Origin of the sequence: Neptuniibacter sp. 2_MG-2023 (assembly GCF_030547495.1) — a bacterium.
Taxonomy (GTDB): Bacteria; Pseudomonadota; Gammaproteobacteria; order Pseudomonadales; family Balneatricaceae; genus Neptuniibacter.
Map to the genome: position 1 here is coordinate 32384 of NZ_JAUOQC010000003.1, position 23253 is coordinate 55636.

Here is a 23253-nt window from a genome sequence, read left to right on the forward strand (position 1 = left end):
AAGGCCTCTACTTACCAGATATAGGTTGAATAGCTAAAGAAAACAGAGACCCAGAGCCTCCAGCCAAGAGGAAATCTCCTGACGGTAGTTGTGTGACATCACGCAAATACACCGGACGACCATGGGTATCTATTTCTGCCCAATCCTGACCGGTAAAACTCAACAGTGTTGAGTGATCACCAAAGGCAAAGAGCTTTTCCCCTATAGAATAAAAACCATAAATAGGCGATTCAGTCGGCGTTAGTTGTTTTTCCCAGCTAACCCCCGCATCCTCTGTATAAAGAATTTGACCACTTAAACCACCGACCCAGCCCTCTGAGGCTGAAGTAAAATGAGCCGCATGGGTATAGAAGTCATTGGGAATCATCTCCGGTGTATTCCAGCTCATGCCCGCATCATCACTACGACTGACTAAACCAAACTCACCACTGATAAAGACCGTGTTTTGATCGACAAACTGAATACCCGTCAACATGGCATCTTCGTTTAAAGTCGTCTCATGCCATGATTCACCTTTATCGGTAGAATTAAGGACAGTAGAAAAGCTACCTACGACCCAAATACTGTTATCAGGTGCGCAAGTTAGATCAAGAAGGTCTTCCGGGGTGGGGAGTTTTTTAGACTGCCAGCTAAGACCATTATCGGCGCTAAACCAAGCTCGCTTGTCGATACTTAGCGCAACAAAGCTTTGATCAGGGCAGACAGCAACATCAACGAGCGCTGGTGCATCATCAAGTTGATGACGGGTCCAAGATAGTTGATCTAAAGGACTGGTTAGAACAAGACCATCCGAACCAACGACCACTAGCGTCGTAGCATTGGCCGCAATGCCCTGAAGCTGGTCTGTACGGCGAACTTGCTTTTGCTTCTCGGCTTCGACCCCTTCAAGATTAAGTGGGGCTTCGCAGCCCACTAACGATAGAGAAATGATCAGCGCTAGCCCTGTTGTTTCAAGCTTCGCTAAAGCCGGCCCTGACGATTTATAAAAGTTAAGATTATCGACGTATCTTTTTTTAGTTATTGACGTCATTTTATTCACATCACCAAAAACTGTATTTATAGGTGCATATACACCTCGACGATTAGAATAGAGCAACCACCGTGCCAGCTTATTTAGATAAAAATAAAATACTTAATATTCAATTGGTTAGTGATTATTATTGAGTTTCATTCCACAAAGTCATCGACTTCACAAACCTCCTCATTCATCAAATAATCAAATAACCTAAAGAGGGATAATCAAATCATTAATGACAGGCTATCAATCAATGGCCAAGACCTAACCAAAGCTCAGAAATAAAAAAACCAGCATTGCGCTGGTTTAAAAAAGAGAAGACAGACGTTTAGATGCGCTTAAATAAAGCAGACCTAGATTGATCTTCAGATTCATCTGCAGCCGTTAGAAAACGTTCCATATGGATATCGCGTTCAAATAAACGCCCTTGCATCAACGTTGTAATCGCGGCATTGATCATAGGAGGTGGACCACAAAGGTAAGCTTTATGACCATCAAAACGGCTATTGAAATGCGCATCTGCGGCATCATGAACAAAGCCCGTAAAGCCTTGCCAATCATCATCAGGCTCTGGCGCATTCAGCGCTGGAATATAATGAAAATTACTATGCTCTTTTGCTAAGTTTTCGAAAATAGCTCTGTTATAAAGCTCCGCAACATTGCGTGCGCCTTGGAAGAGATAAATCTCACGGCTATCGCCACGCTCGATCAATTCAAAAATCATCGACTGTGGGCTCGACAAACCTGATCCACCAGCAATAAAAATAACATCCTGACTATCAGACAAGCGTGTAAAGAACTGACCATAAGGACCAGAGAGCTCTAAAGTGTCACCCACCTTCAGCTGTTCATGCAGATACGTAGTACCCGCGCCCCCTTCGACTAAACGCACATGCAACTCAAGCACTTTATTATCAGAAGGTTTGTTAGCAATAGAAAATGCACGAGATCCTTCCACTCCTGGAATGCTCAGGTTTATATATTGCCCTGCTTGAAATTCGATCTCATCATCAAGGGTAAAATGTATACCTTTAATCGTCGGTGATAGATCTTCAATTGCCGAAACGGTGCCGATAAAGTCTTTAACAGGAAAACCCTCAAAATCTTCATCAACATCTATATCAGCTTCAATCACTAAATCCGATTCGGGTGTTGCACAACAGACTAAGATTTTCCCCTCTTCTCGCTCTATATCCATCAACGCGAAGGGCGATGCATTACCAAGATCCACATCACCTTCGGTTACTTGGCACTTACAGGTTGCACAAGTGCCATGACCGCAGGCAAAAGGTAGCCAAACACCCTGCCTAAGCGCTGCATCTAATATAGTCTGGCCCTCTTCCACCTCAATCACATCACCTGTCGGCTCAACAACTACTTCATAAGTCATAGTATTCCACCTTATAAACTGGCTTTAGATACCCGCTTCCTGAACGCCTTTTAGTTCGGGCGTTTGGAAACGTAATAATGATTTATGACCAATCCCTTGATCTATTAATGATGCATTGAGTTGAGGAATAAATGGCTGACCATCTAATAACCATTCTGCTTTATCCCAATTAATTTTAGAAAACTCAGGATGAAGGCTAAATGCTTCAGGCATTACATCGTCTAACAGGGCTCTAAATGGCATTTCAGGGGGCAAAGGGTAGGCAAATGCAGCGCAAAACATCAAATGATGATCCCAACCTACATAAACTACTTGATTGCCGTTAAAATTTTCTAATTTATCTAATACTTCGCCTTTGTATTCAGGTGTTATGGCATGTATAGGCATTATTATTCTCCCGATCAATACGATAGTCCCTCTTGTCAGGGACTATCGATCGTTTAATTATTTTGTCGCCTGATCAGGCAACACCTTTCCATTGCTTCCAGCGCTTCTCATCAGGTGAGCCTTTCATATCCATGTTGTCTTCACCTAAATTCATCCGGTAGAAATCACTTAAAACATTCTCGACATCCGGACCGCCGCAATTACCTTGGAATATTTGATGAACCGGCAGCCATGACTGGACATATTTTTCAGGTTCATCATCAAAAATATCTTTACAGCCGTCGGAGCAGAAATGGTAACGATCACCTTTATAAACCGAATCGCGATAGCACACCTGAGTAGGATCATCCATCTCGGTAAAGCCCATAGGGATCTGGCACGTAGTACAGAGCTGAGGCAGCGCTTTGGTATAGAAACGCTCTCCCTTAGCTTCCATCTCTTTAGCTAGCTCCCAACGGGGACGGTAATACTTATCAAAAGTATCGGGATACTTTTCAGACAACCAGTCCAACTCTTCATCGGATGGGATCCAAGTATGGAATCCTGCAGCATGACCGTGGGTATAGAAGATCCACCACGCTTGATGAGATACATGCTCTTTTTCTTTCTCTATAGTCTCTGCATATTTAGGCATTTTGATGCCATAACGCGCGAGATCCTTAAAGAGAGATCCACCTGCCTCTTCGAAATAGACCTCCCAAGCTTCTTTCCAAGACATCACCTTATTAGGCAGCATGTAATCCATCATCATCGCCACAATGGTCAATAATCGAGTACCACGCCAGAACCATTTATCAATCCATTTTTGAACAATAGGAACATTGTCTTCATGTTGTTCAAGCAGGAACTTGATCACCTCAAGACCTAAAGTCATGTGGCGTGCTTCATCAGATTGCGCCGAAAAGCCAAAGGTCACTGTGGCCATATCACCATTATGAGCAGCACCAGACATGAAAGGCACAAACAACAGATTGGTTAATACGTACTCAAATGAGAAACCTATCGCGACCATAAATTCGAAGGGGCCTGCCGCACGTGCATCATTAAAAAATGACTTAGGTACAGACAGATACCAAACACGGTCATGCATATGGCTATAGTCTTGGAAGCCATCAAAGAACTTATTGTAGTGACTCATCGCGTGAATCTGCGTTTGCACGTGACGTAGTTCATCGATCGCTTGCATCTGACAAGCAACACGCGCACCCACACCACCAAATTGACGACCTACATGGGCAAAGCCTTGGTAAGCTTGATATTCAAGTGGCGAGACACCCGTTAAAAACAATTTAAGCGCATTCACATAACGGGGATCAGACACATTTAAGTGGCCATTGTTTTGTGAGAATGCATCAAAAATTGCGTAAAGCTTTTTCTCTTTTTCTGCTTGATACTTCCAATAAGAATCCATTGTTAAGCGGAATGGATCTTCCCATTTAGACCAATCAGTAATTTTTATGCCTTCAAACTCTTCAAACGGGAACGCATCTTTACGATCCACATAGGAGAATTCCCAATCGAGGTCACGGGTCAACAGGCGATATTTATCTTTTATATTTAGTTTCTTAGCCATGATTCAAACCTTATTTTTATTCATTCCAATGAAGACTTAAGCTGTCATCATCTTCTTCAACGTTGCCGCCGAGTGTAATTAGGTTTAGATGTAACTCTTGAATGTCCCAGTCACGTCCCATCTTTTCTTCTACAGTTTCTCTCAATACGGTAAGCCGGCCATCCATCTCAATACGGATCATTGCAGGCATATGAATAACCGTTGCTTCAGGGTTATCTTCCTCAATGGCCTCGACGATATAACGAGACTCATCGTTGTCTTGTAATGCGATATATACTTTTGACATCTTTAGAACCCTTCCTATTTAAATAGGCCTGCCTTCATTAAACGTTTATCAAGCGCCGACTCGGCTAATGCCAAAGCATCACTCCCTAACATCTCTGCAGCGAGCGGAGAAAGCGCCTCACTTATGACCTGCTTCCAATCACTCACCCAAGTCTCTAAAAGTGCCTTATTCTCAGTAGACTCTGCCGCTGCAATTTTTAGCGTTGCGTCAATCCAGCGATTATTATCTTTAGCCCAAACCTGCATAAACTCAGTTAACATGCCTATATCTTGAGCGCCGTTATCTTGTAACCATTGATCAAATTGCACGTAGAAAAGCTCATGCATTAAACAATCAAGTACCACATCTTGAGCGACCAAAACCTCAAACCAGTCCTCTGTGATAATCATCTTTTCAACGGCGGCTCTAATACCTTGCCAGATAGCGTCGTTCATCCAAGCCTGTTTAGCTTCAGCTAAAGAATCACCTGTATTGCCATCAATAATTAAGCCGATACGCGATAAGTATTGAGCGATACCCAATCGATCCATGCCGTTATACAAACAGGCTTGCGTAATCGCAGTACCGTAACCATAAGAGCAGGCGTACATATTATTTAGATTGGCTCCCTGCTCTAAATGTCGGAGAGGAATGAGGTATTTAATGATTTTCGCTTCCATTCCATCAGGAAGACAGGCCATTAAATTGCGCTTTTCAAAGAAGGCATAGCTGTTCTCAGCCACCTCTTGCATTTTTGCCCGCTGCTGGACATAAGCACCGTAATAAAACTGACGGGGATCTTTAAAGTCATACCAATCCTTCATTTTTATAGCGGTACGGCTTGGATCATTCAGCTCTTTCTCTGGCTGCCAAAGCGGTCGGTAGTGGAAATACTTTTCAGACTGCACGTCATAGGTTGCTTCCTGATAGCGTGTAGCTGGTTTATCGCCGAAACGACGCTCAATATGAGCATAAGTATTTCTTACGGGTTCTAGCGTTGCTGTTTTTATTTCAATAGTCATGCGGTTGTGCCCCAGCAAAACGAGTTTATTGTTATTGGGTTGTGCGATTGTGGTTACGGGCCATCAGCGTTTCTTCGCCATAGCGCCATTTATCCATTTCGGCATCAACGGCCTGCATCTGCTCAGTTGTCATATGAACGACCTTATTGTTTAAACAAAAGTGTTCAAACGCCCCTTGAGGCATTACTAACTCAACAAACAGACTTGGGTCACCGATGGCAAAATCAAACTCCACAAATCGAGCACCTTCAGCGCTGCGAACACGAACATACTTCACCAACTGTTCAAACGAAGCGTTGCTCTGTTGACTGTTCACATCTAGCTCTGCTTTTTCCATTTTGTTTCAATCACCTTTTGGGCCATAGTCGAACAGCTATCAGCAAAGGCTGTGCCACAATCGGAAACAAAAAACAGAAAAAGAAAAAGAAAACCAATATAACCATTTGATATATAAATATTTTTTTGGATTAAAACGTTACAAAATCAAGCAAACAAAGACTTATTTTGCGACGAATTATTTATACGATCCCCTCTATCTAAAGGGTGACGAAATGGTTAGGCTAGTATGAAATAGTGATGAAATGATGAGACATATAAACAACCCCTGGGGGCTAAAAGAGGTAAACACTGCTTTGCAGATTGTGCATGCTTCTTGCTTAACAACCGCCCAGTAAGGTGCTTTATAAATAAAAGCTCTTATTATTTTTTACCACTTAGCGATGCCATCTAGGTGTCTAATGTATTAGGGGACAAACTACAAGAATTAGTATTCATTATTTAAAGTCACCCTAAATATAGCTAGCAGCATATAAAAAAAATAAATATAGCGAGTCCTTGAATGAGCGAACAACCGGCATTGCAGTTTCCTACGCCTGAAGATCTTATTTCTCAAATACAGTTTGACCACGAAAACGGGAAAATCTGGTTAGATGAGCAGAGAATGCTCCTTATTCATTCTGCTGTTATGGGCTCTTTACGCACAGAATTAGTCGCCTCCCTAGGCATAGAACGCGCCAGAGGTTTTTTGATGCGTTTTGGCTATAACAGCGGAATGAAAGATGCTGAACTAGCACATAAGGTTCGCCCAGAAATCACTAAATCCGAAGCGTTCCTTGTCGGCCCTCAGCTTCATGGCATAAAAGGTATGGTACGCGTCGAACCTGTCGCACTCGAATTTGACCTTCCCGACAAACAGTTCTACGCCGAATTTAATTGGTATGACTCCTACGAAGCAGATGTGCATATCAATGAGTTTGGTATATCAGAGGAGCCAATTTGCTGGACCTTACTCGGTTACGCCAGTGGTTTCTCCACATACTATATGGGCCACAAGATTATCTTTAAAGAAACCCAGTGTGCAGGTACAGGCGCGGATCACTGCAAAATTGTCGGCAAGCCCGCCACTGAATGGGAAGATCAAGAGGAGCTAGAACGTTGCCTACTACCCGACCCTATCGCCGATGAGCTTTTTGCCCTACGTTATGAGGTCAGCACATTAAAAGAAAACTTCGAGGCCCACCGCTGTCCTTCAGATGAAATATTATTCAACTCAGTAGGACAGTCAGAGGCATTTAAACATGTCTGCCACCTGATTCAACGCGCCTCAGATAGTACTGTCACAGTTCTCCTCCAAGGTGAAACCGGCGTAGGCAAGGAGGTAGTCGCCCGAGCACTACATCAAAGTAGTCAACGGGTTAATGAACCTTTTATTGCTATCAACTGTGCATGCATACCACCCGACCTTATTGAAGCTGAACTTTTTGGTGTTAGGAAAGGCGCTTATACCGGAGCAACCGAGTCGCGAGAAGGTAAGTTTGAAAGAGCAAATAACGGCACCATCTTTCTTGATGAAGTCGCGGAATTAAGCCCTAGAGCACAAGCCACCCTATTACGTGTACTCCAAGAAGGAGAACTAGAACGTGTAGGTGATAATCAACTACGTAAAATTGATGTGCGTATTGTTGCAGCCACAAACGAGAATCTAACTGATGCCGTCAAAGCAGGTAAGTTTCGCGAAGATCTATATTATCGTCTAAATGTATACCCTGTCTTAATCCCTCCACTAAGAGAAAGGGCCGAAGATATATCCCTTTTAGTTGATCACTTCCTTGAAAAGTATCACGCTAAATACAACAAGCAGACATTAGGCGTATCAGAAAAAGCGTTGCAAGCGCTGATGCACTACAAATGGCCTGGCAACATCCGTGAATTAGAAAACATGATTGAGCGCGGCATTATTCTTACCGATAATAACCGTAGTATCGATATGAGTTCATTTTTCCCCTCTCTTTCAGAGCCAACTCACCCTCTGAATATTATTAGCAAAACAGGGGAATTAAGCTGTTTGGAAAATAACAATCCATCTAAAGACACCGTAATCGATCAACTCCTTAACTATGATTTTGATCTAACTCACTTTGAGCAACAAATACTTGAGCGTGCGATGGAAAAAGCAGAGGGAAATATTACTCAAGCCGCGCGTATTTTAGGTATTACCCGGCCACAAATGGCTTATCGACTAAAAAAATCATAGGGGTTACATCGCTTGTCAAACTTCACCGATAACCCAGATAACTTGCAACGTAGAGAATTACCACGTCCCTCCTCAGAGGATCTACTTGCCCAGCTAAAATTTGATATAGAGCATGGGAAAATCTGGTTAAACGAGCAAAGAATGATTCTTATTCATTCTGGCGTTATGGGCTATCTGCGTAGAGAGCTTATTGAAACTTTAGGTGTAGAAAGAGCAAAAGCTATGCTTATGCGCTTTGGCTACGAAGCAGGTCAACGTGATGCTGAACTCGCAAAAAGAATACGACCCGATCTCAGCAGCCAAGATGCTTTTCTTGTCGGCCCACAGATGCACACAATCGAAGGGATTGTTCAGGTTAAACCTATCAATATTAAAATCGATATTGATAAAGGGGAATTCTATGGCGAATTTGACTGGCATGGGTCTTATGAAGCGGAAATTCACTTATCAGACTTCGGTTCTAGCGATCACCCCGTCTGCTGGACATTACTCGGTTATGCAAGTGGGTATACCAGCTACTACATGCAGAAAAAGATCCTTTTTAAAGAAACAGAATGTGTCGCCTGTGGTCACTCTCATTGTACTAATATAGGGAAGCCCGCTGAAGAATGGGATGACCCCTCTGAAATTGAGCGTTACTTAAAACCTGACCCCATTATAGATCAACTCATTGCACTTCAATCCGAAGTGGATTTGCTCAAATCAAGCATAGGATTACAAAGCGATGACGAACAGATCTACCAGTCCATTGGCCAATCGCCAGCGTTTAAAAAAGTATGTAGATTAATTAACCGAGCATCCCAAAGCCGCGTAACAACACTGCTATTAGGTGAAACCGGTGTAGGTAAAGAGATTGTAGCAAAAGGTCTACACATCAGTAGTGATCGTGCCGAAAAGCCGTTCGTTGCCGTCAATTGTGCAACGCTCCCTCAAGACCTTATTGAAGCGGAACTCTTTGGTGTCGAGCAAGGTGCTTATACTGGTGCAACTAAATCTCGTGCAGGAAAGTTTGAACGAGCCCATGGCGGCACTATATTTTTAGATGAGGTAATCGAACTCCCTCCGCGCGCCCAAGCATCTCTGTTAAGAGTACTACAAGAAAGCGAGCTAGAGCGTGTCGGTAGCACGAATACGATAAAAATAGATGTTCGCATTGTTGCAGCAACTAATGAAGATTTAGAAAATGCCGTAAAAGAAGGTCGATTTAGGGCTGACCTTTTCTACCGCTTAAATGTTTTTCCTGTTCTCATCCCGCCGCTTAGAGAAAGAACAGAAGACATCCCCGCTCTTGTTGAACATTTTCTTGAAAAGTATCACAGCATGTACCACAAGCTAACTTTAGGAATATCAGACAAGGCCATGGATGCGTTTATAAATTACGCTTGGCCAGGCAATATCCGTGAGTTAGAAAACATGATAGAGCGAGGTGTAATTTTAACCGACAATAATCAGTTAATAAGCTTAGAGAACTTCTTCCCCTCTCTCGTTGAACCTTCTCATCCTTTGAACATCGTTAACAAAAAAGGGGATATCTGCGAAGAAGATGAACTCCCAAAGCATGAACATGATCTCAATAGGTACGCCCAAGAGCTGCTAGATCGCGATTTCAATATGGATCTATTTGAAGAGATACTGATAAACCAAGCGATGTCACAATCTGATAATAATGTATCCCAAGCCGCCAGAAAATTAGGCCTATCACGCCCGACTCTCGCCTACAAACTCAAAAAGGTTAGCTCTAACCGTTCTGATACCCATTAAAAACGCCTTTTAAGGCTTAACCTTCTGCCATTATTCTCTTAGATCTAAATATGGGCTGCACCCTTGCAGCTCGCCCCCTCCTCCCAATTAATCACTTCATCAACTCATTACACCCCATTTGATTATTTAATCATTTGGTCATTATTACCTTAAAAACTCTTTAGCTTTTTTTTCAAAAGCAAACGCACTTATCAAAAAATAAACTTTACTTATCAATTAGTTAAACAAAAAACAAACGTATTTCTATATCTCTGGCACATCGGTTGCTTAGTAGTGATCACAGATCTACATCTAAAGCGCCAATCTGGTTAGGGGCGAATACATGAGTCAGATAATAACTAAACATAAGATTCAGGTACTTAATCAAGAACAGGAGTTTTTATGCCCCTCAGGAATAGCCCTGTTAGTCGGTATGGAAACTATCAATTCACATTGTATAGATGTGGGTTGCCGTGGCGGCGGCTGCGGGGTCTGCAAAATAAGGGTGATCAACGGTTCATTCTCATCTAAGCGGATGAGCAAAGCTCATATTACAGATGAAGACTTGCAAAAAGGGGTTGTACTGGCCTGTCGAATATTTCCGACAAGCGATCTTAAAATTGAAGTATTGCACACCCCCACATCGAAACAGGTAATCGTTTAAAAATAATAATTGAGGATAGTTTCATGAAAAAAGGTGTTATGCGCCCAGGGCACATTCAGTTACGGGTATTGGATATGGAAGAAGCACTTACCCACTACCGAGACTTAATAGGCCTTATTGAGATGGATCGCGATGAACAAGGCCGTGTCTATCTAAAAGCTTGGTCTGAAATAGATAAGTTTTCAGTTGTTTTGCGTGAAGCCGATGAGCCAGGGATGGATTTTTTTGCCTTTAAATGTGTCGATGAAGCCAGCGTCGATAATCTACGGGCGGAGCTGATTAAGTATGGTTGTAAGGTTGAGGATATTCCGGCCGGTGACCTAAAAGACTGTGGTCGTCGTGTACGTTTCGATACCCCAACAGGCCATAAATTTGAGCTGTTCGCAAATAAAGAGCAAACCGGAAAATGGGGTATTAACCCTGTTAACCCAGAAGCTTGGCCTGAAGGCTTAAAAGGAATGAAAGCAGTACGCTTTGATCATGGTTTGCTGTATGGCCCAAACATCGCAGGCACTACAGAGATCTTCACTGACATTTTAGGTTTCGATCTTGCTGAACAAGTGGTCAATGCTGACGAAGCAGGGATCGCCAACTTTTTAACATGTAGCTGTAAAGCCCATGATATTGCGTTTATTGAATGCCCAGAACCCGGCAAGCTCCATCATGCCTCCTTCCTGCTTGAGACTTGGGACGATGTTTTACGTGCTGCAGATCTTATCTCTATGCGAGACGTTTCCATTGATATTGGCCCCACACGTCACGGTCTAACTCACGGTAAAACTATCTATTTCTTTGATCCAAGTGGCAACCGCTCTGAAGTCTTCTGTGGTGGTGATTACCACTATCCAGATCACCCAACCGTGATCTGGCAGGAAGAGCAATTAGGCAAAGCTATTTTTTACCATGATCGTGTTCTGAATGAACGCTTTTTAACTGTCTTAACTTAGACATAGACAGCAGCTTTTAATGCCTCAATTAGAAGCTGTCATTACTGAATCAGTATCAACCACTGAATCCTTTTACTTAGCTTGAGAAAAAGAATGAAAGAATTTAAGAATTTTATAAATGGTCAATTTGTTACTTCAAGCAGCGGTAAAACGTTCGAGAACCGCTGTCCTGTAGACAACAGTGTTATTGGTACTGTCCATGAGGCAGGCCTACAAGAAGTTGACATGGCGGTTAGCGCAGCAAAATCTGCGATGAAAGGACCTTGGGGGAAAATGACCCAAGCTCAACGTACCGCCTTACTTAACAAAGTTGCCGACCGTATTAACGAACGTTTTGATGAGTTCCTCGAAGCTGAATGTTTAGATACAGGTAAACCTCAGAAAATTGCCTCCCACATTGATATTCCCCGTGGCGCGGCGAATTTCAAAGCCTTTTCGGAAACAGTGGCAAATCATCCCACTGAAGCTTTCCACATGGATACACCGGATGGCTTAGGCGCACTGAACTACGGGCATCGCACGCCTAAAGGTGTTATTGCCGTCATCAGTCCTTGGAATCTCCCTTTATTGTTAATGACATGGAAAGTCGGCCCAGCCTTAGCTTGCGGCAATACTGTCGTGGTCAAACCCTCTGAAGAAACGCCAGCGACCGCCACCCTGCTCGGTGAAGTGATGAATGAATGCGGTGTACCTGAAGGGGTTTACAACGTGGTTCATGGCTTCGGCCCCAACTCTGCCGGTGCCTTTTTAACCGAACATAAAGATGTAGATGCAATTACATTCACCGGCGAAACCCGTACCGGCGAAATTATCATGCGCGCTGCCTCTGTTGGTTTACGTAATATTTCTATGGAGTGTGGCGGTAAAAACCCTGGGATTGTTTTCGCGGATTGTGACTTGGACAAAGCTGTTGAAGGTACCCTACGTTCGGCCTTTGTAAACTGCGGCCAAGTTTGCCTAGGTACTGAACGTGTTTATGTAGAACGTCCCCTCTTTGATGAATTTGTTCAACGCTTAAAAGAAGGCGTAGAGAAACTAAAAATGGGCCGCCCTGAAGATCCAAGCGTTGATTTTGGTCCACTCGTTAGTCAAGAGCACAAAGATAAAGTCCTCTCCTACTACAAACTAGCCGAAGAAGAAGGTGCAACCGTCGTTACTGGTGGTGGTGTCCCAGAGATGGGCGATGCGCTAAATGCTGGAGCTTGGGTAGAACCTACCATTTGGACAGACCTTCCTGATGACGCTCGCCTCATTAAAGAAGAGGTATTTGGGCCCTGCTGTCATATTCGCCCTTTTGATTCAGAAGATGAAGTTGTCCATTTAGCAAACAATACCAACTACGGTTTATCTGCAGCGGTATGGACTGAAAACTCAGCTAAAGCATCACGTATAGCCGAGCAACTAGAAGTTGGGTTGGTATGGATTAATAGCTGGTTCCTACGCGATCTTCGCACCGCATTTGGTGGTGCAAAAGAATCAGGTATTGGTCGTGAAGGGGGTGTTCATGGCCTTGAGTTCTACACCGAAACTAAAAACATCTGCATTAAATTCTAAGACACGAGCTGAGCCATGATTGCAACCGATACAAACAATAACCCTGAAATCGGTTTACTCACCGATATTAAAGGCGTTATGACTAATGTACATGACCAGGGGACAGGTTTCCCCGTTGTACTACTTCATGGCTCAGGTCCAGGGGTAACGGCGTGGGCCAATTGGCGCCTTAGCATTCAAGTTCTAGCAAAAGAGCGGCGTGTTATCGCACCAGACCTAATGGGCTTTGGTTACACCCAAGGCTCAACCCACAACCACTACTCCATGGACCTATGGGTTCAGCACCTAATCGATACACTAGATTACTTAGATATTGATCAAACCGATTTAATAGGCAACTCATTTGGGGGGGCGCTTGCACTGGCTATAGCCATTAAATACCCCAACCGCATACGTCGCCTAGTCTTGATGGGAAGTGTCGGTGTTCCCTTCACTTTAACCCAAGGACTGGATCAGGTTTGGGGTTATCAGCCCTCACTAGAATCAATGAAAAAAATGTTAGATATCTTTGCCTTTGACCGAAACCTTGTTACCGATGAGCTCGCAGAGCTTCGTTATCAAGCAAGCATACGTGAAGGTGTACAGAGATCATATTCTGCAATGTTTCCAGCCCCTAGGCAGCGTTGGATCGATGCCATGACGAGTGAAGAACAACAGATTCGTGCACTCAGGCATGAAACTCTCATTATTCATGGCCGAGATGATCAAGTCATTCCGCTTGAGAATAGCTTCACATTAAACCGCTTGATCAGTCGATCTCAACTTCATGTTTTTGGTGAATGTGGTCATTGGACTCAAATTGAACACAAAGAGCGGTTTAATCAGTTAATTGCCACCTTTTTAAAAGAAGGTGATCAACTTGCATACGAGAAATAAAATGAATCCAAAACAGATAGAGAAATGTGGTGATGAGCTCTATGAGGCGCTCACCGAACGCAAAACATTAAAGCCTTTTACTGAACGTTTTGACGATATAACCATTGAAGATGCTTATCACATCTCTTTACGTATGGTGGATCGACGCGTACAAGCCGGCGCTAAAATTATCGGTAAAAAGATTGGCGTTACCTCTAAAGTCGTTCAAAACATGCTGAATGTTCACCAACCAGATTTTGGTTATCTCACCGATGATATGGCGTTTAGCCAAGGTGAAGAGATGCCTATATCTGAGCGACTTATACAACCAAAAGCCGAAGGTGAAATTGCTTTCGTTCTTAAAAAAGATCTTATCGGCCCAGGTATCACTAATGCTGATGTATTAGCGGCAACTGATTACGTTATGCCCTGTTTTGAGATCGTCGATTCGCGCATTGAGGATTGGAAAATAAAAATCCAAGACACCGTAGCTGATAACGCATCTTGTGGCCTTTTTGTACTAGGTGATCGTGCAGTAAAACCAAGTGAAGTAGATCTATCAACCTGCGGCATGGTCGTTGAAAAAAACGGCAAAATCATCTCCACCGGAGCCGGTGCGGCAGCACTAGGAAGCCCTGTTAATTGTGTCACTTGGTTGGCGAATACCTTGGGCGAGTTCGGTATCTCACTTAAAGCGGGTGAAGTCATACTCTCAGGCTCACTTGTACCCCTAGAACCTGTTCAAGCAGGCGATTACATGACGGTCAGTATTGGCGGTATTGGGTCTGCATCTGTTCGTTTTACCTAACTCGACCACACTGACTTTGAGGATATTAATATGAGTAAGAAATTAAAAGCAGTCATTATTGGTCCAGGTAATATAGGTACCGATCTGTTGATGAAAATGCAACGTTCTGAGTGGGTTGAACCTGTATGGATGGTAGGTATAGATCCTGAATCAGAAGGTCTTAAGCGCGCAAAAGAGATGGGAATAAAAATCTCTAGTACAGGCATCGACGGTATGTTAGATCAAGTGATAAAGGACGATATTCGCGTCGCCTTTGATGCAACTTCTGCTTACGTACACGCAGAAAATAGCCGTAAATTAAATGAGCTTGGCGTGATTATGGTGGATTTAACGCCTGCAGCTATTGGCCCATTCTGCGTCCCGCCGGTAAATTTAAAGAAGCACGCTTCTCAATTAGAGATGAACGTCAATATGGTGACTTGTGGTGGGCAAGCAACCATCCCTATGGTGGCAGCGGTCTCACAAGTGCAAGCGGTTGAATACGGTGAAATTGTTGCGACTGTTTCCTCTCGCTCTATTGGCCCAGGAACCCGTCAGAATATTGATGAATTTACCCGCACTACTGCCGGTGCAGTTGAAGCTGTAGGGGGTGCCGATAAAGGTAAAGCAATCATCATAGTCAATCCAGCTGAGCCCCCTTTGATGATGCGCGATACAGTGCACTGTCTAACTAAAGAGAAACCCGACCAAGCGGCAATCACTACATCTGTTCATAACATGGTCAGAGAGGTTCAAAAGTATGTGCCGGGTTATAAATTAGTAAACGGCCCTATCTTTGATGGTAATAAAGTATCCGTTTTTATGGAAGTTGAAGGGCTAGGTGATTTCTTACCTAAATATGCAGGCAACTTAGACATTATGACAGCAGCGGGACTTCGTACTGCCGAGATGTTTGCAGAAGAGGCATACAACGGAACAATCACGCTACCGGAACGAGGCTAAAACAATGGACTTAACAGGTAAAAACGTAACACTTCACGATATGAGTCTGCGTGATGGAATGCATGCTAAACGTCATCAACTTTCATTAGAGCAGATGGTTGCTATTTCAACCGGCTTAGATGATGCCGGAATCCCTCTAATAGAAGTCACTCATGGTGATGGTTTAGGCGGCTCATCTTTGAACTATGGTTTTCCAGCCCATACCGACGAAGAGTACCTAAACGCTGTCATACCAAAAATGAAAAACGCAAAAGTGTCTGCATTATTATTGCCAGGCATTGGTACCGTCGATCATCTTAAAATGGCCCGTGACTGTGGTGTAAACACTATACGTGTAGCGACTCACTGTACAGAAGCGGATGTATCTGAGCAGCATATAGGCATGGCCGCTAAGATGGATATGGATACAGTGGGCTTTCTTATGATGGCGCATATGGTGTCTGCAGAGAAAATACTAGAACAAGCAAAATTGATGGAAAGCTACGGTGCTAACTGTATCTATTGCACCGATTCCGCAGGTTACATGCTACCCGACGAAGTATCCGAAAAGATCGGTCTACTACGCTCTGAATTAAACCCAAATACAGAACTCGGCTTCCACGGTCATCACAATATGGGGATGGCTATAGCTAACTCATTAGCGGCAGTTGATGCGGGTGCAAACCGCATAGATGGATCTGTAGCCGGTTTAGGCGCCGGCGCCGGCAATACACCACTCGAAGTGTTTGTCGCTGTGCTTGACCGTATGCACGCTAATCATGGTGTAGATCTCTATAAGATTATGGATGTTGCGGAAGATTTAGTCGTCCCTCTAATGGATCAACCTATACGTGTTGACCGTGATGCATTAACCCTAGGTTATGCGGGCGTTTATAGCTCATTTCTTCTCTTTGCTCAGCGTGCAGAAGCCAAATATGGTATCCAAGCACGGGATATTTTAGTTGAACTCGGTCGTCGCGGTACTGTGGGTGGCCAAGAAGATATGATTGAAGATTTGGCCCTAACAATGGCTAAAGAAAAAGGATTAATCTAATGGGCAATCTAACAAAAACACAAATTGAACAACTAGCCGAACATTGTGAAAACGCCGAGTTAAAAGCGTACGAAATCACTAAAATAACCGATGATTTCCCTGATATGACATACGAAGATGCCTTCGATATTCAATGGGAGATGCGTCGCCGTAAAGAGGCCCGCGGCACTAAAATTGTTGGCATGAAAATGGGGTTAACCTCATGGGCTAAAATGGCTCAAATGGGCGTTGAACACCCTTGCTATGGTTTCCTTGCCGATTATTTCTCTGTTCCTGATGGCGGTGAAATCAAAATTGATGAACTGATCCATCCCAAAATAGAAGCTGAGCTAGCCTTTGTTACTAAAGCCCCCCTAAAGGGCCCAGGTGTACATATTGCGGATGTTCTACGCGCAACTGATTTTGTTATGCCGGCAGTGGAAGTCATTGATTCACGCTACAAGGATTTTAAATTTGATCTTAAAAGCGTTATTGCTGACAACTCCTCATCAAGCCGTTTTGTCGCCGGTGGCACTATGGCTAAAGCTGAAGACTTAGATCTGAAAAATATTGGTGTGGTAATGGAGATCAACGGTGAAGTGGTTCAAGTAGGTGCCGGTGCGGCCGTACTAGGACACCCAGCATCCTCCGTTGCAATGCTGGCTAATATGTTAGGTGAACGAGGGGAAGAAATCCCTGCCGGAACCTTTATTATGATCGGAGCAATTACCGCGGCCGTCCAAGTTAATAAAGGCGATAGCTTTACAGTGCGCTATCAAGACTTAGGTACTGTTAGTGGTAAGTTCGTATAGTTAATACTTAAAAGGGGTAACTAGATGAATTCAGCAGAAAATACTAAACCTACGGTTTGCCAACCGGGAGATGAAGGTCCCATTACGGTCAGCATCTCACGTAAAGTAAAGTTAGGTTCTGAGGCCGAGTATGAAAATTGGGTTTCAGGTGTGATCAATGCTGCATCTAGTTACCCCGGTCATCTGGGAACAAATGTTTTACGACCGAGCCAAGCAACTAACCATGAATACGTCATTATCTATCGCTTTGATAATTATGCTAATTGTCAGCATTGGGAACAATCTGAAACAAGAAGCGAATGGTTAGCTAAACTTGAAAGTTTAGTTGAAGGGGAAGCGGTAACAAAACGAGGAACAGGACTTGAGTTTTGGTTTGATCTACCTGAACTACCCATCCAAAAGCACCCTTCTCCTCACAAAATGGCGCTGATATTAATCATTGTCGTTTATGTTCTTGTTGTCGCAATCAACTTAGCGTTTGCTCCCATTTTAGAGCCAATGTCTTTTTGGTTTAAAACATTAACAATCGTCGTAGCCCAAGTGTTGTTGATGACCTATGTCGTTATGCCCAGAGTAACGCGTCTATTAAAATCATGGCTTTATAGCTGAGGGAAGATATGCCAATTATACAGATCAACATTATGGAAGGACGTTCTGATGAACAGAAAGAGCGCCTTATAGCCGAAGTAACTGATGCTTGCGTTAGAGCCTTAGATGCACCTAAACCTAGCGTCCGTATTATGATTAATGAGATGCCTAAACAGCATTTCGGTATCGCGGGAGAGTCCGCTAAAAAATTAGGCAAGTAGAGCTAGGCTAAGATTAAGATTAACATTCACTACTTCATCGTCCTTGTAAACGAGCATTGATCTACACCTTTGCCCTGCGCCTGCAGGGCTTTTTTTGTCAAAAGGTCGAAGACTAAGTCGCAGCCATAACCTTTCGCTCCTCTTCCGTTTTCGCCAAAATAAAGTCAATAAACAATCTAACTTTGGTTGGCAGATATTGGCGATGGGGATAAACCATTTTCACCTCTCGCCCAGCCGGCTCATATTCAGGTAGAAGGGTAATCAAGCGCCCCGTTGTTAATGCCTCGCCAACAATATAATCGGGTAAGCAAGCCACACCAATACCCGCTTCAACTGCCTCAGCGGCACCTTGTAGCTCATCAAAGATCAACCGAGCCTCGCCGGTAAACTCAGAGGTATTTCCATATCTATCGGTAAAATTCCAAATAGGAGAGCGACGCGACAAAATTAACGGATAATCTTTTAACTCGTTGATCGAGGTCGGATGACCTAAACGCTCAATTAGACGAGGGCTTGCACATAATGAAAAACGGGAGGTAAACAAAAAACGGGATATCCAATCTGCGATATGTATCTCTCCAATACGGAAAGCTATATCAATCCCCTCCTCTTTTAGCGCTATATTACTGTTCGACAGTAACAGATCGATATTGATCTTGGGGTAACACTCCATAAACTCAAAAAACCATGCATTTAACAACTCATTAGCTAAACTCACTGGTGCAGTGATTTTTAAGTTTCCTTGGGGAGATGTCAGCTCCCCCTCTAAGCCTTGAGTTGCATCACTAAGTTCCTCATATAATGGCTGACAGCGTCGGTAAAATAATGCGCCGGCTTCTGTCATAGAGAGCTTACGTGAGCTCCTATACAAAAGCTGATAGCCCAGCTGCTCTTCGAGCTGCTGTATACGGCGACTCAATGTAGAGCTCGGCATATTCAGCTCTTTAGCCGCAGCTATATAGCTACCACGATCAACCACTTTGACGAAAAGATAAAGATTATGAAAATCCATCCACATTGTCCCATTTATAGGATTTAAGTTCTCAATTATACCAGTAAATTTTATATACGAGATATTATAGAATCAAACGAAAAGCCAATTGGGGATCGTATGGATCATTTAAAATTGCCAGTAAATCCACAGCTTTGCCAACAAGTTCGTTTTGATGAACGAGATGGACAGATCTGGTTGGACGAACAACGAGTACTACTCATGCAATTGATCGCGCTTGCAGAGTTTCGTAAAGAGCAGATAGAAACCCTAGGGCTGGAGCGCGCTAAAGGCTTTTTTATGCGCTTGGGCTATAGTATTGGCAAAAAAGACGCACAACTTGCCCTTAGACTCAGCCAATCCAAAGAACCTTTAGATCTTATTAGGACTGGTTTTAGCCTTCACTCCCTTAAAGGCTTTGTTCGTGTTGATGAACAACAACTTGAAGTCGACCAAGCCAGTGGACATTTTTATGCTGAATACATCATGCATGATTCTTATGAAGCTGAAATGTTCTGCACAGAGTTAGGACAACTTGAAGAACCGGTTTGCTGGAGCCTTATTGGACAGGCCAGTGCCTTCACATCAGCTCTACTTGGTCGAGAGATACTTTTTAAAGAGATCACTTGCCGCGGCTGTGGTGACAACACCTGCTTACTCGTAGGTAAACCCGCTGAAGAATGGGACGATGTAGCCACCTATCGTAAATACTTTAGTCGTTCGCCTATTATTGAAGAGCTGTATGAACTTCAATCTCAGATCTCCGTTTTACGCCATAAAGTTGATAAAAAATCGACTTTAGGTAACTTCCGCGGACAATCCCCCGGCTTTCAGCATGTCTGTAAATTAGCTAACAGAGCAGCCGACGCCAATGTTACTGTACTTCTACTCGGTGAAACCGGTGTAGGTAAAGAGCTGGTTGCACGGGCAATTCATGATGCAAGTAACCGAGAAAATAAAAAATTTGTTGCGGTAAACTGCGCAGCCATCCCCCCTGACCTTATAGAATCAGAACTCTTTGGTGTCGAAAAAGGAGCATTCACAGGGGCAAGCAATTCCAGAGAAGGAAAATTTGAACGGGCCCATCAAGGGACTATTTTCTTAGATGAAGTGATTGAGCTATCCCCTCGCGCACAAGCGGCACTCTTAAGAGTTTTACAAGAAGGTGAACTAGAGCGCGTTGGCGATAGTCAAACCCGAAAAGTTGATGTCCGTGTAGTCGCCGCAACCAACGAATCATTAGAGGAAGCGGTTAAAACAGGGCGCTTTAGAGCCGATCTATACTACCGTTTAAATGTTTACCCGATTCATATACCGCCATTAAGAGAGCGTAGCGAAGATCTTATTTTATTGATTGAACACTTTCTTGAAAAGTATCACGCCTACTACAGCAAAAGAACCGCTGGCCTTTCAGGACTAGCCATGCAGGCAATGATGAATTATGACTGGCCGGGTAATGTTCGAGAATTAGAAAACCTGATTGAGCGGGCACTTATTCTTACCGACAGCGGTGAAGAGATAAGTGCAACGGCTTTATTCCCAACCCTTAGTTTTAAAGCAAGCCAAACATTATCAGAGGATGGACATTTAATAGATTCATCCGAAAATGATGCAAAACAACACTCCACACTATGGATTCAAGAAGCACTTAATGATTGCGGTTCACTAGAAGATATTGAACAGAAATTTTTAGATTATGCTTTAGACAACGCCCAAGGCAATGTATCAGAAGCCGCACGTATTTTAGGTATTTCTAGACCGACTCTCGCTTACCGCATGAAGAAAATGGAAGAGAAAGGATAAGAACATGAACCAATTATTAGCCACTACATTAATCACAAAAGCAGAACAAAAAGCAGAGGAACTTGGTGTTAAAGTTTGTATCGCTATTACCGATCAAGGTGGACACCTTAATGCTTTTCGCCGTATGGATAATGCGTTTTTAGGATCAATTGATGTAGCGGTTGGCAAAGCAAAAACCTCAAGCCTCTTCCCTATCCCATCCGGTGTTTTCGGCAAACTGATTAGAGAGGAAAATCTCTTAGGCATGGAAAATTCTAACGATGGCCTTATCGCTTTTGGCGGAGGGCATCCCATTTTTGTCGATGGCACTCAGATCGGTGCGATCGGTATCTCAGGTGCCACTGAAGCGCAAGATACAACCATTGCAGAATTTGCAGTAAAGGAAACAGAACTGAATGGCTAATATCAAATTAAGCATTGTCGATCAGTCCCCTGTTCATGATGGGAAAAACCAAGCTGATGCACTAAATGACAGTATAAAATTAGCCAAGTTAGCGGATGAACTAAATTATCACCGCTATTGGATTGCTGAGCACCACTCAACCCCCGCTTATGCCAGCTCAGCCCCAGAAATTGTTATTGGCCAAATTGCCGCCAACACCAAACAAATCAAAGTGGGTAGTGGCGGCGTTATGCTCTCCCACTACAGCCCTTACAAAGTTGCGGAAGTTTTTAAAACTCTAGAAGCCTTTCATCCTGGTCGAATCGATTTAGGTATTGGCCGAGCACCGGGGGGCTCGGAAGCGTCAAGTATCGCTTTAGCCTATCCACACAACCCATTAGCATCTGACCATTATCCTCGCCAACTAGAAGCCTTAACCGCTTTTATTGACGATTATCAGTTTGCAAACCAACACCCATTTTCAGACCTCACAACGACACCTATGGGTGGAAGCTCCCCAGCGCTTTGGACCTTAGGTTCAAGCGATGGCAGTATCGATTTAGCGGCATCCATGGGATTAGGTTTTGTATTAGCCCTCTTTATTGGCACCCACGAGCGTTCCGCGGACATTATTAAACGGTATCGCAAACTGTATCGACCACGCACAGAAAGTGCCCCCCAATCGGGACCCGCGATTATCGCCAGTGCCGCCATTGCAGCAGAGACAAAAGAGGAAGCTGAGCTTTTAGCTTCCTCCCATACCTATTGGAAAGTCTTAGCTTTTCGCCATGGCATTCGTGAAGAGGTTAAACCACCTGAGGTCTGCTTAGACCTAATGAAAAAACTCTCACCTTCTGATCAAGCTTACTTCCATGAAACACGGGATAGCATCATCACCGGCACACCTAGTGAATGTAGGGCTAAATTAGAAGAGCAAGCGAACTACTATGATGTAGACGAGGTGATGGTTGTGGCTGTAACCCACAGTTTTGAAAAACGCTGTGATAGCTACCGTAAATTAGCCCAAGCATTCAACTCATAAACCGCCCTAAATTAACGGGCTAAAAACTCAGACCTTCGGTAAAAAGCCGATTTAGCATAGCTCAATCGGCTTTCTCTGTATTTGGTAGCGAGGGCTGGATGTGAACCAACGACCTTCGCCTGGTCTTACAAGAGCTGACAAGCGCTGGGCCCGACGAGCTACCAAGCTACATCCTTTAAAAATCATAACCTCCAGACGCAAAAAAGCCGACCTAGAACTAACTAAATCGGCTTTCTCTGTATTTGGTAGCGGGGGCTGGATTTGAACCAACGACCTTCGCCCAAGGTTACAAGCGCTGAGCCCGACGAGCATCTCTTGTCTTAGTATTAATTTAAGCAAGCTTCAGACGCAAAAAAGCCGACTTAGAACTAACTAAATCGGCTTTCTCTGTATTTGGTAGCGGGGGCTGGATTTGAACCAACGACCTTCGGGTTATGAGCCCGACGAGCTACCAAGCTGCTCCACCCCGCATCAATGTGGGGCGAATAATATAGACCGGATTAGACTTTAGCAAGCCCTATTTCACGCAAATGCAAAATAAATGAAATAGAGGTAAAAGGTTGATTACTATCTGATCATAACTTAATAAAACGAACATTTTTCACACAATCGACCCAATATCTGCGGGTTCTACTGGCACCTGCTCAAAATATCGCTATTATTTAGCCCAACCTGTTTTGATGCAGTTTTGTATTGCAATAAATGCA

At 43.6% G+C, this 23253-nt stretch carries 23 protein-coding genes and 2 tRNA genes; 15 read left to right on the forward strand and 10 right to left on the reverse strand.

Features of this window, described 5'->3' with window-relative positions; all coding sequences use genetic code 11:
- Positions 1–7: 7 nt before the first annotated feature.
- The 7 genes from Q4486_RS03985 to Q4486_RS04015 all read right to left on the reverse strand — a co-directional run bounded on the left by Q4486_RS03985 (position 8) and on the right by Q4486_RS04015 (position 5989).
- Positions 8–1030, reverse strand: a complete 1023-nt coding sequence (locus Q4486_RS03985) for a YCF48-related protein (protein WP_303518419.1) — start codon at positions 1028–1030, stop codon at positions 8–10.
- Between the two features lie 313 nt (positions 1031–1343).
- Positions 1344–2405, reverse strand: coding sequence for an NADH:ubiquinone reductase (Na(+)-transporting) subunit F (locus Q4486_RS03990; protein WP_303419388.1), 1062 nt, complete (start codon positions 2403–2405; stop codon positions 1344–1346).
- 24 nt (positions 2406–2429) lie between these two features.
- On the reverse strand, positions 2430–2792 hold the full coding sequence (locus Q4486_RS03995; protein WP_067987059.1) for a phenol hydroxylase subunit P4: 363 nt from the start codon (positions 2790–2792) through the stop codon (positions 2430–2432).
- Between the two features lie 73 nt (positions 2793–2865).
- Positions 2866–4365, reverse strand: a complete 1500-nt coding sequence (locus Q4486_RS04000; protein WP_303419385.1) for an aromatic/alkene/methane monooxygenase hydroxylase/oxygenase subunit alpha — start codon at positions 4363–4365, stop codon at positions 2866–2868.
- Positions 4366–4381: 16 nt separating this feature from the next.
- On the reverse strand, positions 4382–4651 hold the full coding sequence (locus Q4486_RS04005) for an MmoB/DmpM family protein (RefSeq protein WP_067987055.1): 270 nt from the start codon (positions 4649–4651) through the stop codon (positions 4382–4384).
- Between the two features lie 14 nt (positions 4652–4665).
- Positions 4666–5652 carry an aromatic/alkene monooxygenase hydroxylase subunit beta gene (locus Q4486_RS04010; protein ID WP_303518420.1) on the reverse strand — a complete coding sequence of 329 codons (987 nt, stop codon included), beginning with the start codon at positions 5650–5652 and terminating at the stop codon, positions 4666–4668.
- A 31-nt stretch (positions 5653–5683) separates the two neighbouring features.
- Positions 5684–5989, reverse strand: a complete 306-nt coding sequence (locus Q4486_RS04015; RefSeq protein WP_303518421.1) for a phenol hydroxylase subunit — start codon at positions 5987–5989, stop codon at positions 5684–5686.
- A gap of 501 nt (positions 5990–6490) precedes the next feature.
- On the opposite strand from Q4486_RS04015, the gene Q4486_RS04020 reads away from it, so the two are divergent.
- The 12 genes from Q4486_RS04020 (at position 6491) to Q4486_RS04075 (ending at position 18328) form a co-directional block, all read left to right on the forward strand.
- The gene (locus Q4486_RS04020) at positions 6491–8185 is read left to right on the forward strand and encodes a sigma-54-dependent Fis family transcriptional regulator (protein ID WP_303518422.1); all 1695 of its coding nucleotides are present in this window, start codon (positions 6491–6493) and stop codon (positions 8183–8185) included.
- Positions 8186–8197: 12 nt separating this feature from the next.
- Positions 8198–9946, forward strand: a complete 1749-nt coding sequence (locus Q4486_RS04025; protein WP_303419366.1) for a sigma-54-dependent Fis family transcriptional regulator — start codon at positions 8198–8200, stop codon at positions 9944–9946.
- Between the two features lie 322 nt (positions 9947–10268).
- A complete protein-coding gene (locus Q4486_RS04030; protein ID WP_303419363.1) occupies positions 10269–10589 on the forward strand; it encodes a 2Fe-2S iron-sulfur cluster-binding protein in 321 nt (106 codons plus the stop codon).
- A gap of 23 nt (positions 10590–10612) precedes the next feature.
- Positions 10613–11536, forward strand: coding sequence for a catechol 2,3-dioxygenase (locus Q4486_RS04035; RefSeq protein ID WP_303518423.1), 924 nt, complete (start codon positions 10613–10615; stop codon positions 11534–11536).
- Between the two features lie 93 nt (positions 11537–11629).
- Positions 11630–13090 carry a 2-hydroxymuconic semialdehyde dehydrogenase gene (locus Q4486_RS04040; protein WP_303518425.1) on the forward strand — a complete coding sequence of 487 codons (1461 nt, stop codon included), beginning with the start codon at positions 11630–11632 and terminating at the stop codon, positions 13088–13090.
- A 15-nt stretch (positions 13091–13105) separates the two neighbouring features.
- A complete protein-coding gene (locus Q4486_RS04045) occupies positions 13106–13966 on the forward strand; it encodes an alpha/beta fold hydrolase (RefSeq protein ID WP_303518426.1) in 861 nt (286 codons plus the stop codon).
- A gap of 1 nt (position 13967) precedes the next feature.
- The gene (gene dmpE / locus Q4486_RS04050) at positions 13968–14753 is read left to right on the forward strand and encodes a 2-oxopent-4-enoate hydratase (RefSeq protein ID WP_303419467.1); all 786 of its coding nucleotides are present in this window, start codon (positions 13968–13970) and stop codon (positions 14751–14753) included.
- Between the two features lie 30 nt (positions 14754–14783).
- Entirely contained in the window at positions 14784–15695 is a 912-nt protein-coding gene (locus tag Q4486_RS04055) for an acetaldehyde dehydrogenase (acetylating) (protein WP_303518428.1), read from the forward strand.
- Positions 15696–15699: 4 nt separating this feature from the next.
- Positions 15700–16728, forward strand: a complete 1029-nt coding sequence (gene dmpG / locus Q4486_RS04060; protein WP_303419349.1) for a 4-hydroxy-2-oxovalerate aldolase — start codon at positions 15700–15702, stop codon at positions 16726–16728.
- The gene (gene dmpH, locus Q4486_RS04065) at positions 16728–17519 is read left to right on the forward strand and encodes a 2-oxo-3-hexenedioate decarboxylase (protein WP_303518430.1); all 792 of its coding nucleotides are present in this window, start codon (positions 16728–16730) and stop codon (positions 17517–17519) included. The genes dmpG and dmpH overlap by 1 nt, the downstream gene beginning before the upstream one ends.
- A 24-nt stretch (positions 17520–17543) precedes the next feature.
- Complete coding sequence (locus tag Q4486_RS04070; protein ID WP_303419345.1) at positions 17544–18128, forward strand: antibiotic biosynthesis monooxygenase; 585 nt, start codon at positions 17544–17546, stop codon at positions 18126–18128.
- Between the two features lie 8 nt (positions 18129–18136).
- The gene (locus Q4486_RS04075; RefSeq protein ID WP_067867315.1) at positions 18137–18328 is read left to right on the forward strand and encodes a 2-hydroxymuconate tautomerase; all 192 of its coding nucleotides are present in this window, start codon (positions 18137–18139) and stop codon (positions 18326–18328) included.
- Between the two features lie 112 nt (positions 18329–18440).
- Here the strand turns inward: Q4486_RS04075 and Q4486_RS04080 are convergent, their stop codons facing one another.
- Positions 18441–19340: a LysR family transcriptional regulator gene (locus Q4486_RS04080; protein WP_303419342.1), complete on the reverse strand. Its 900-nt coding sequence runs from the start codon at positions 19338–19340 to the stop codon at positions 18441–18443.
- A gap of 99 nt (positions 19341–19439) precedes the next feature.
- On the opposite strand from Q4486_RS04080, the gene Q4486_RS04085 reads away from it, so the two are divergent.
- From Q4486_RS04085 to Q4486_RS04095, 3 genes are read left to right on the forward strand one after another with little or no spacing between them, the layout of a single operon-like run.
- Positions 19440–21122 carry a sigma-54-dependent Fis family transcriptional regulator gene (locus Q4486_RS04085; RefSeq protein ID WP_303518431.1) on the forward strand — a complete coding sequence of 561 codons (1683 nt, stop codon included), beginning with the start codon at positions 19440–19442 and terminating at the stop codon, positions 21120–21122.
- Positions 21123–21126: 4 nt separating this feature from the next.
- Positions 21127–21525, forward strand: a complete 399-nt coding sequence (locus Q4486_RS04090) for a heme-binding protein (RefSeq protein WP_303518432.1) — start codon at positions 21127–21129, stop codon at positions 21523–21525.
- Positions 21518–22546 (forward strand): LLM class flavin-dependent oxidoreductase, encoded by a 1029-nt coding sequence (locus tag Q4486_RS04095; RefSeq protein WP_303518433.1) that lies wholly within the window; start codon positions 21518–21520, stop codon positions 22544–22546. The genes Q4486_RS04090 and Q4486_RS04095 overlap by 8 nt, the downstream gene beginning before the upstream one ends.
- 82 nt (positions 22547–22628) lie before the next feature.
- On the opposite strand, the gene Q4486_RS04100 is transcribed toward Q4486_RS04095, so the two are convergent.
- Together Q4486_RS04100 and Q4486_RS04105 are read right to left on the reverse strand one after the other, a co-directional pair.
- A tRNA-OTHER gene (locus Q4486_RS04100) sits at positions 22629–22714 on the reverse strand.
- A gap of 226 nt (positions 22715–22940) precedes the next feature.
- A tRNA-Met gene (locus Q4486_RS04105) sits at positions 22941–23017 on the reverse strand.
- Positions 23018–23253: the final 236 nt, after the last annotated feature.

Excerpts from the sequence above, each read along its gene's own strand:
- Q4486_RS04090 (WP_303518432.1), top strand. The coding sequence starts at position 21,127 with ATGAACCAATTATTAGCCACTACATTAATCACAAAAGCAGAACAAAAA.
- Q4486_RS04030 (WP_303419363.1), top strand. The coding sequence starts at position 10,269 with ATGAGTCAGATAATAACTAAACATAAGATTCAGGTACTTAATCAAGAA.
- Q4486_RS03990 (WP_303419388.1), bottom strand. The coding sequence starts at position 2,405 with ATGACTTATGAAGTAGTTGTTGAGCCGACAGGTGATGTGATTGAGGTG.
- dmpG (WP_303419349.1), top strand. The coding sequence starts at position 15,700 with ATGGACTTAACAGGTAAAAACGTAACACTTCACGATATGAGTCTGCGT.
- Q4486_RS04000 (WP_303419385.1), bottom strand. The coding sequence starts at position 4,365 with ATGGCTAAGAAACTAAATATAAAAGATAAATATCGCCTGTTGACCCGT.
- Q4486_RS04040 (WP_303518425.1), top strand. The coding sequence starts at position 11,630 with ATGAAAGAATTTAAGAATTTTATAAATGGTCAATTTGTTACTTCAAGC.
- Q4486_RS04010 (WP_303518420.1), bottom strand. The coding sequence starts at position 5,652 with ATGACTATTGAAATAAAAACAGCAACGCTAGAACCCGTAAGAAATACT.
- Q4486_RS04070 (WP_303419345.1), top strand. The coding sequence starts at position 17,544 with ATGAATTCAGCAGAAAATACTAAACCTACGGTTTGCCAACCGGGAGAT.
- Q4486_RS03995 (WP_067987059.1), bottom strand. The coding sequence starts at position 2,792 with ATGCCTATACATGCCATAACACCTGAATACAAAGGCGAAGTATTAGAT.
- Q4486_RS04035 (WP_303518423.1), top strand. The coding sequence starts at position 10,613 with ATGAAAAAAGGTGTTATGCGCCCAGGGCACATTCAGTTACGGGTATTG.
- Q4486_RS03985 (WP_303518419.1), bottom strand. The coding sequence starts at position 1,030 with ATGACGTCAATAACTAAAAAAAGATACGTCGATAATCTTAACTTTTAT.
- dmpE (WP_303419467.1), top strand. The coding sequence starts at position 13,968 with ATGAATCCAAAACAGATAGAGAAATGTGGTGATGAGCTCTATGAGGCG.
- Q4486_RS04095 (WP_303518433.1), top strand. The coding sequence starts at position 21,518 with ATGGCTAATATCAAATTAAGCATTGTCGATCAGTCCCCTGTTCATGAT.
- dmpH (WP_303518430.1), top strand. The coding sequence starts at position 16,728 with ATGGGCAATCTAACAAAAACACAAATTGAACAACTAGCCGAACATTGT.
- Q4486_RS04045 (WP_303518426.1), top strand. The coding sequence starts at position 13,106 with ATGATTGCAACCGATACAAACAATAACCCTGAAATCGGTTTACTCACC.
- Q4486_RS04085 (WP_303518431.1), top strand. The coding sequence starts at position 19,440 with ATGGATCATTTAAAATTGCCAGTAAATCCACAGCTTTGCCAACAAGTT.
- Q4486_RS04055 (WP_303518428.1), top strand. The coding sequence starts at position 14,784 with ATGAGTAAGAAATTAAAAGCAGTCATTATTGGTCCAGGTAATATAGGT.
- Q4486_RS04005 (WP_067987055.1), bottom strand. The coding sequence starts at position 4,651 with ATGTCAAAAGTATATATCGCATTACAAGACAACGATGAGTCTCGTTAT.
- Q4486_RS04080 (WP_303419342.1), bottom strand. The coding sequence starts at position 19,340 with ATGGATTTTCATAATCTTTATCTTTTCGTCAAAGTGGTTGATCGTGGT.
- Q4486_RS04075 (WP_067867315.1), top strand. The coding sequence starts at position 18,137 with ATGCCAATTATACAGATCAACATTATGGAAGGACGTTCTGATGAACAG.
- Q4486_RS04015 (WP_303518421.1), bottom strand. The coding sequence starts at position 5,989 with ATGGAAAAAGCAGAGCTAGATGTGAACAGTCAACAGAGCAACGCTTCG.
- Q4486_RS04020 (WP_303518422.1), top strand. The coding sequence starts at position 6,491 with ATGAGCGAACAACCGGCATTGCAGTTTCCTACGCCTGAAGATCTTATT.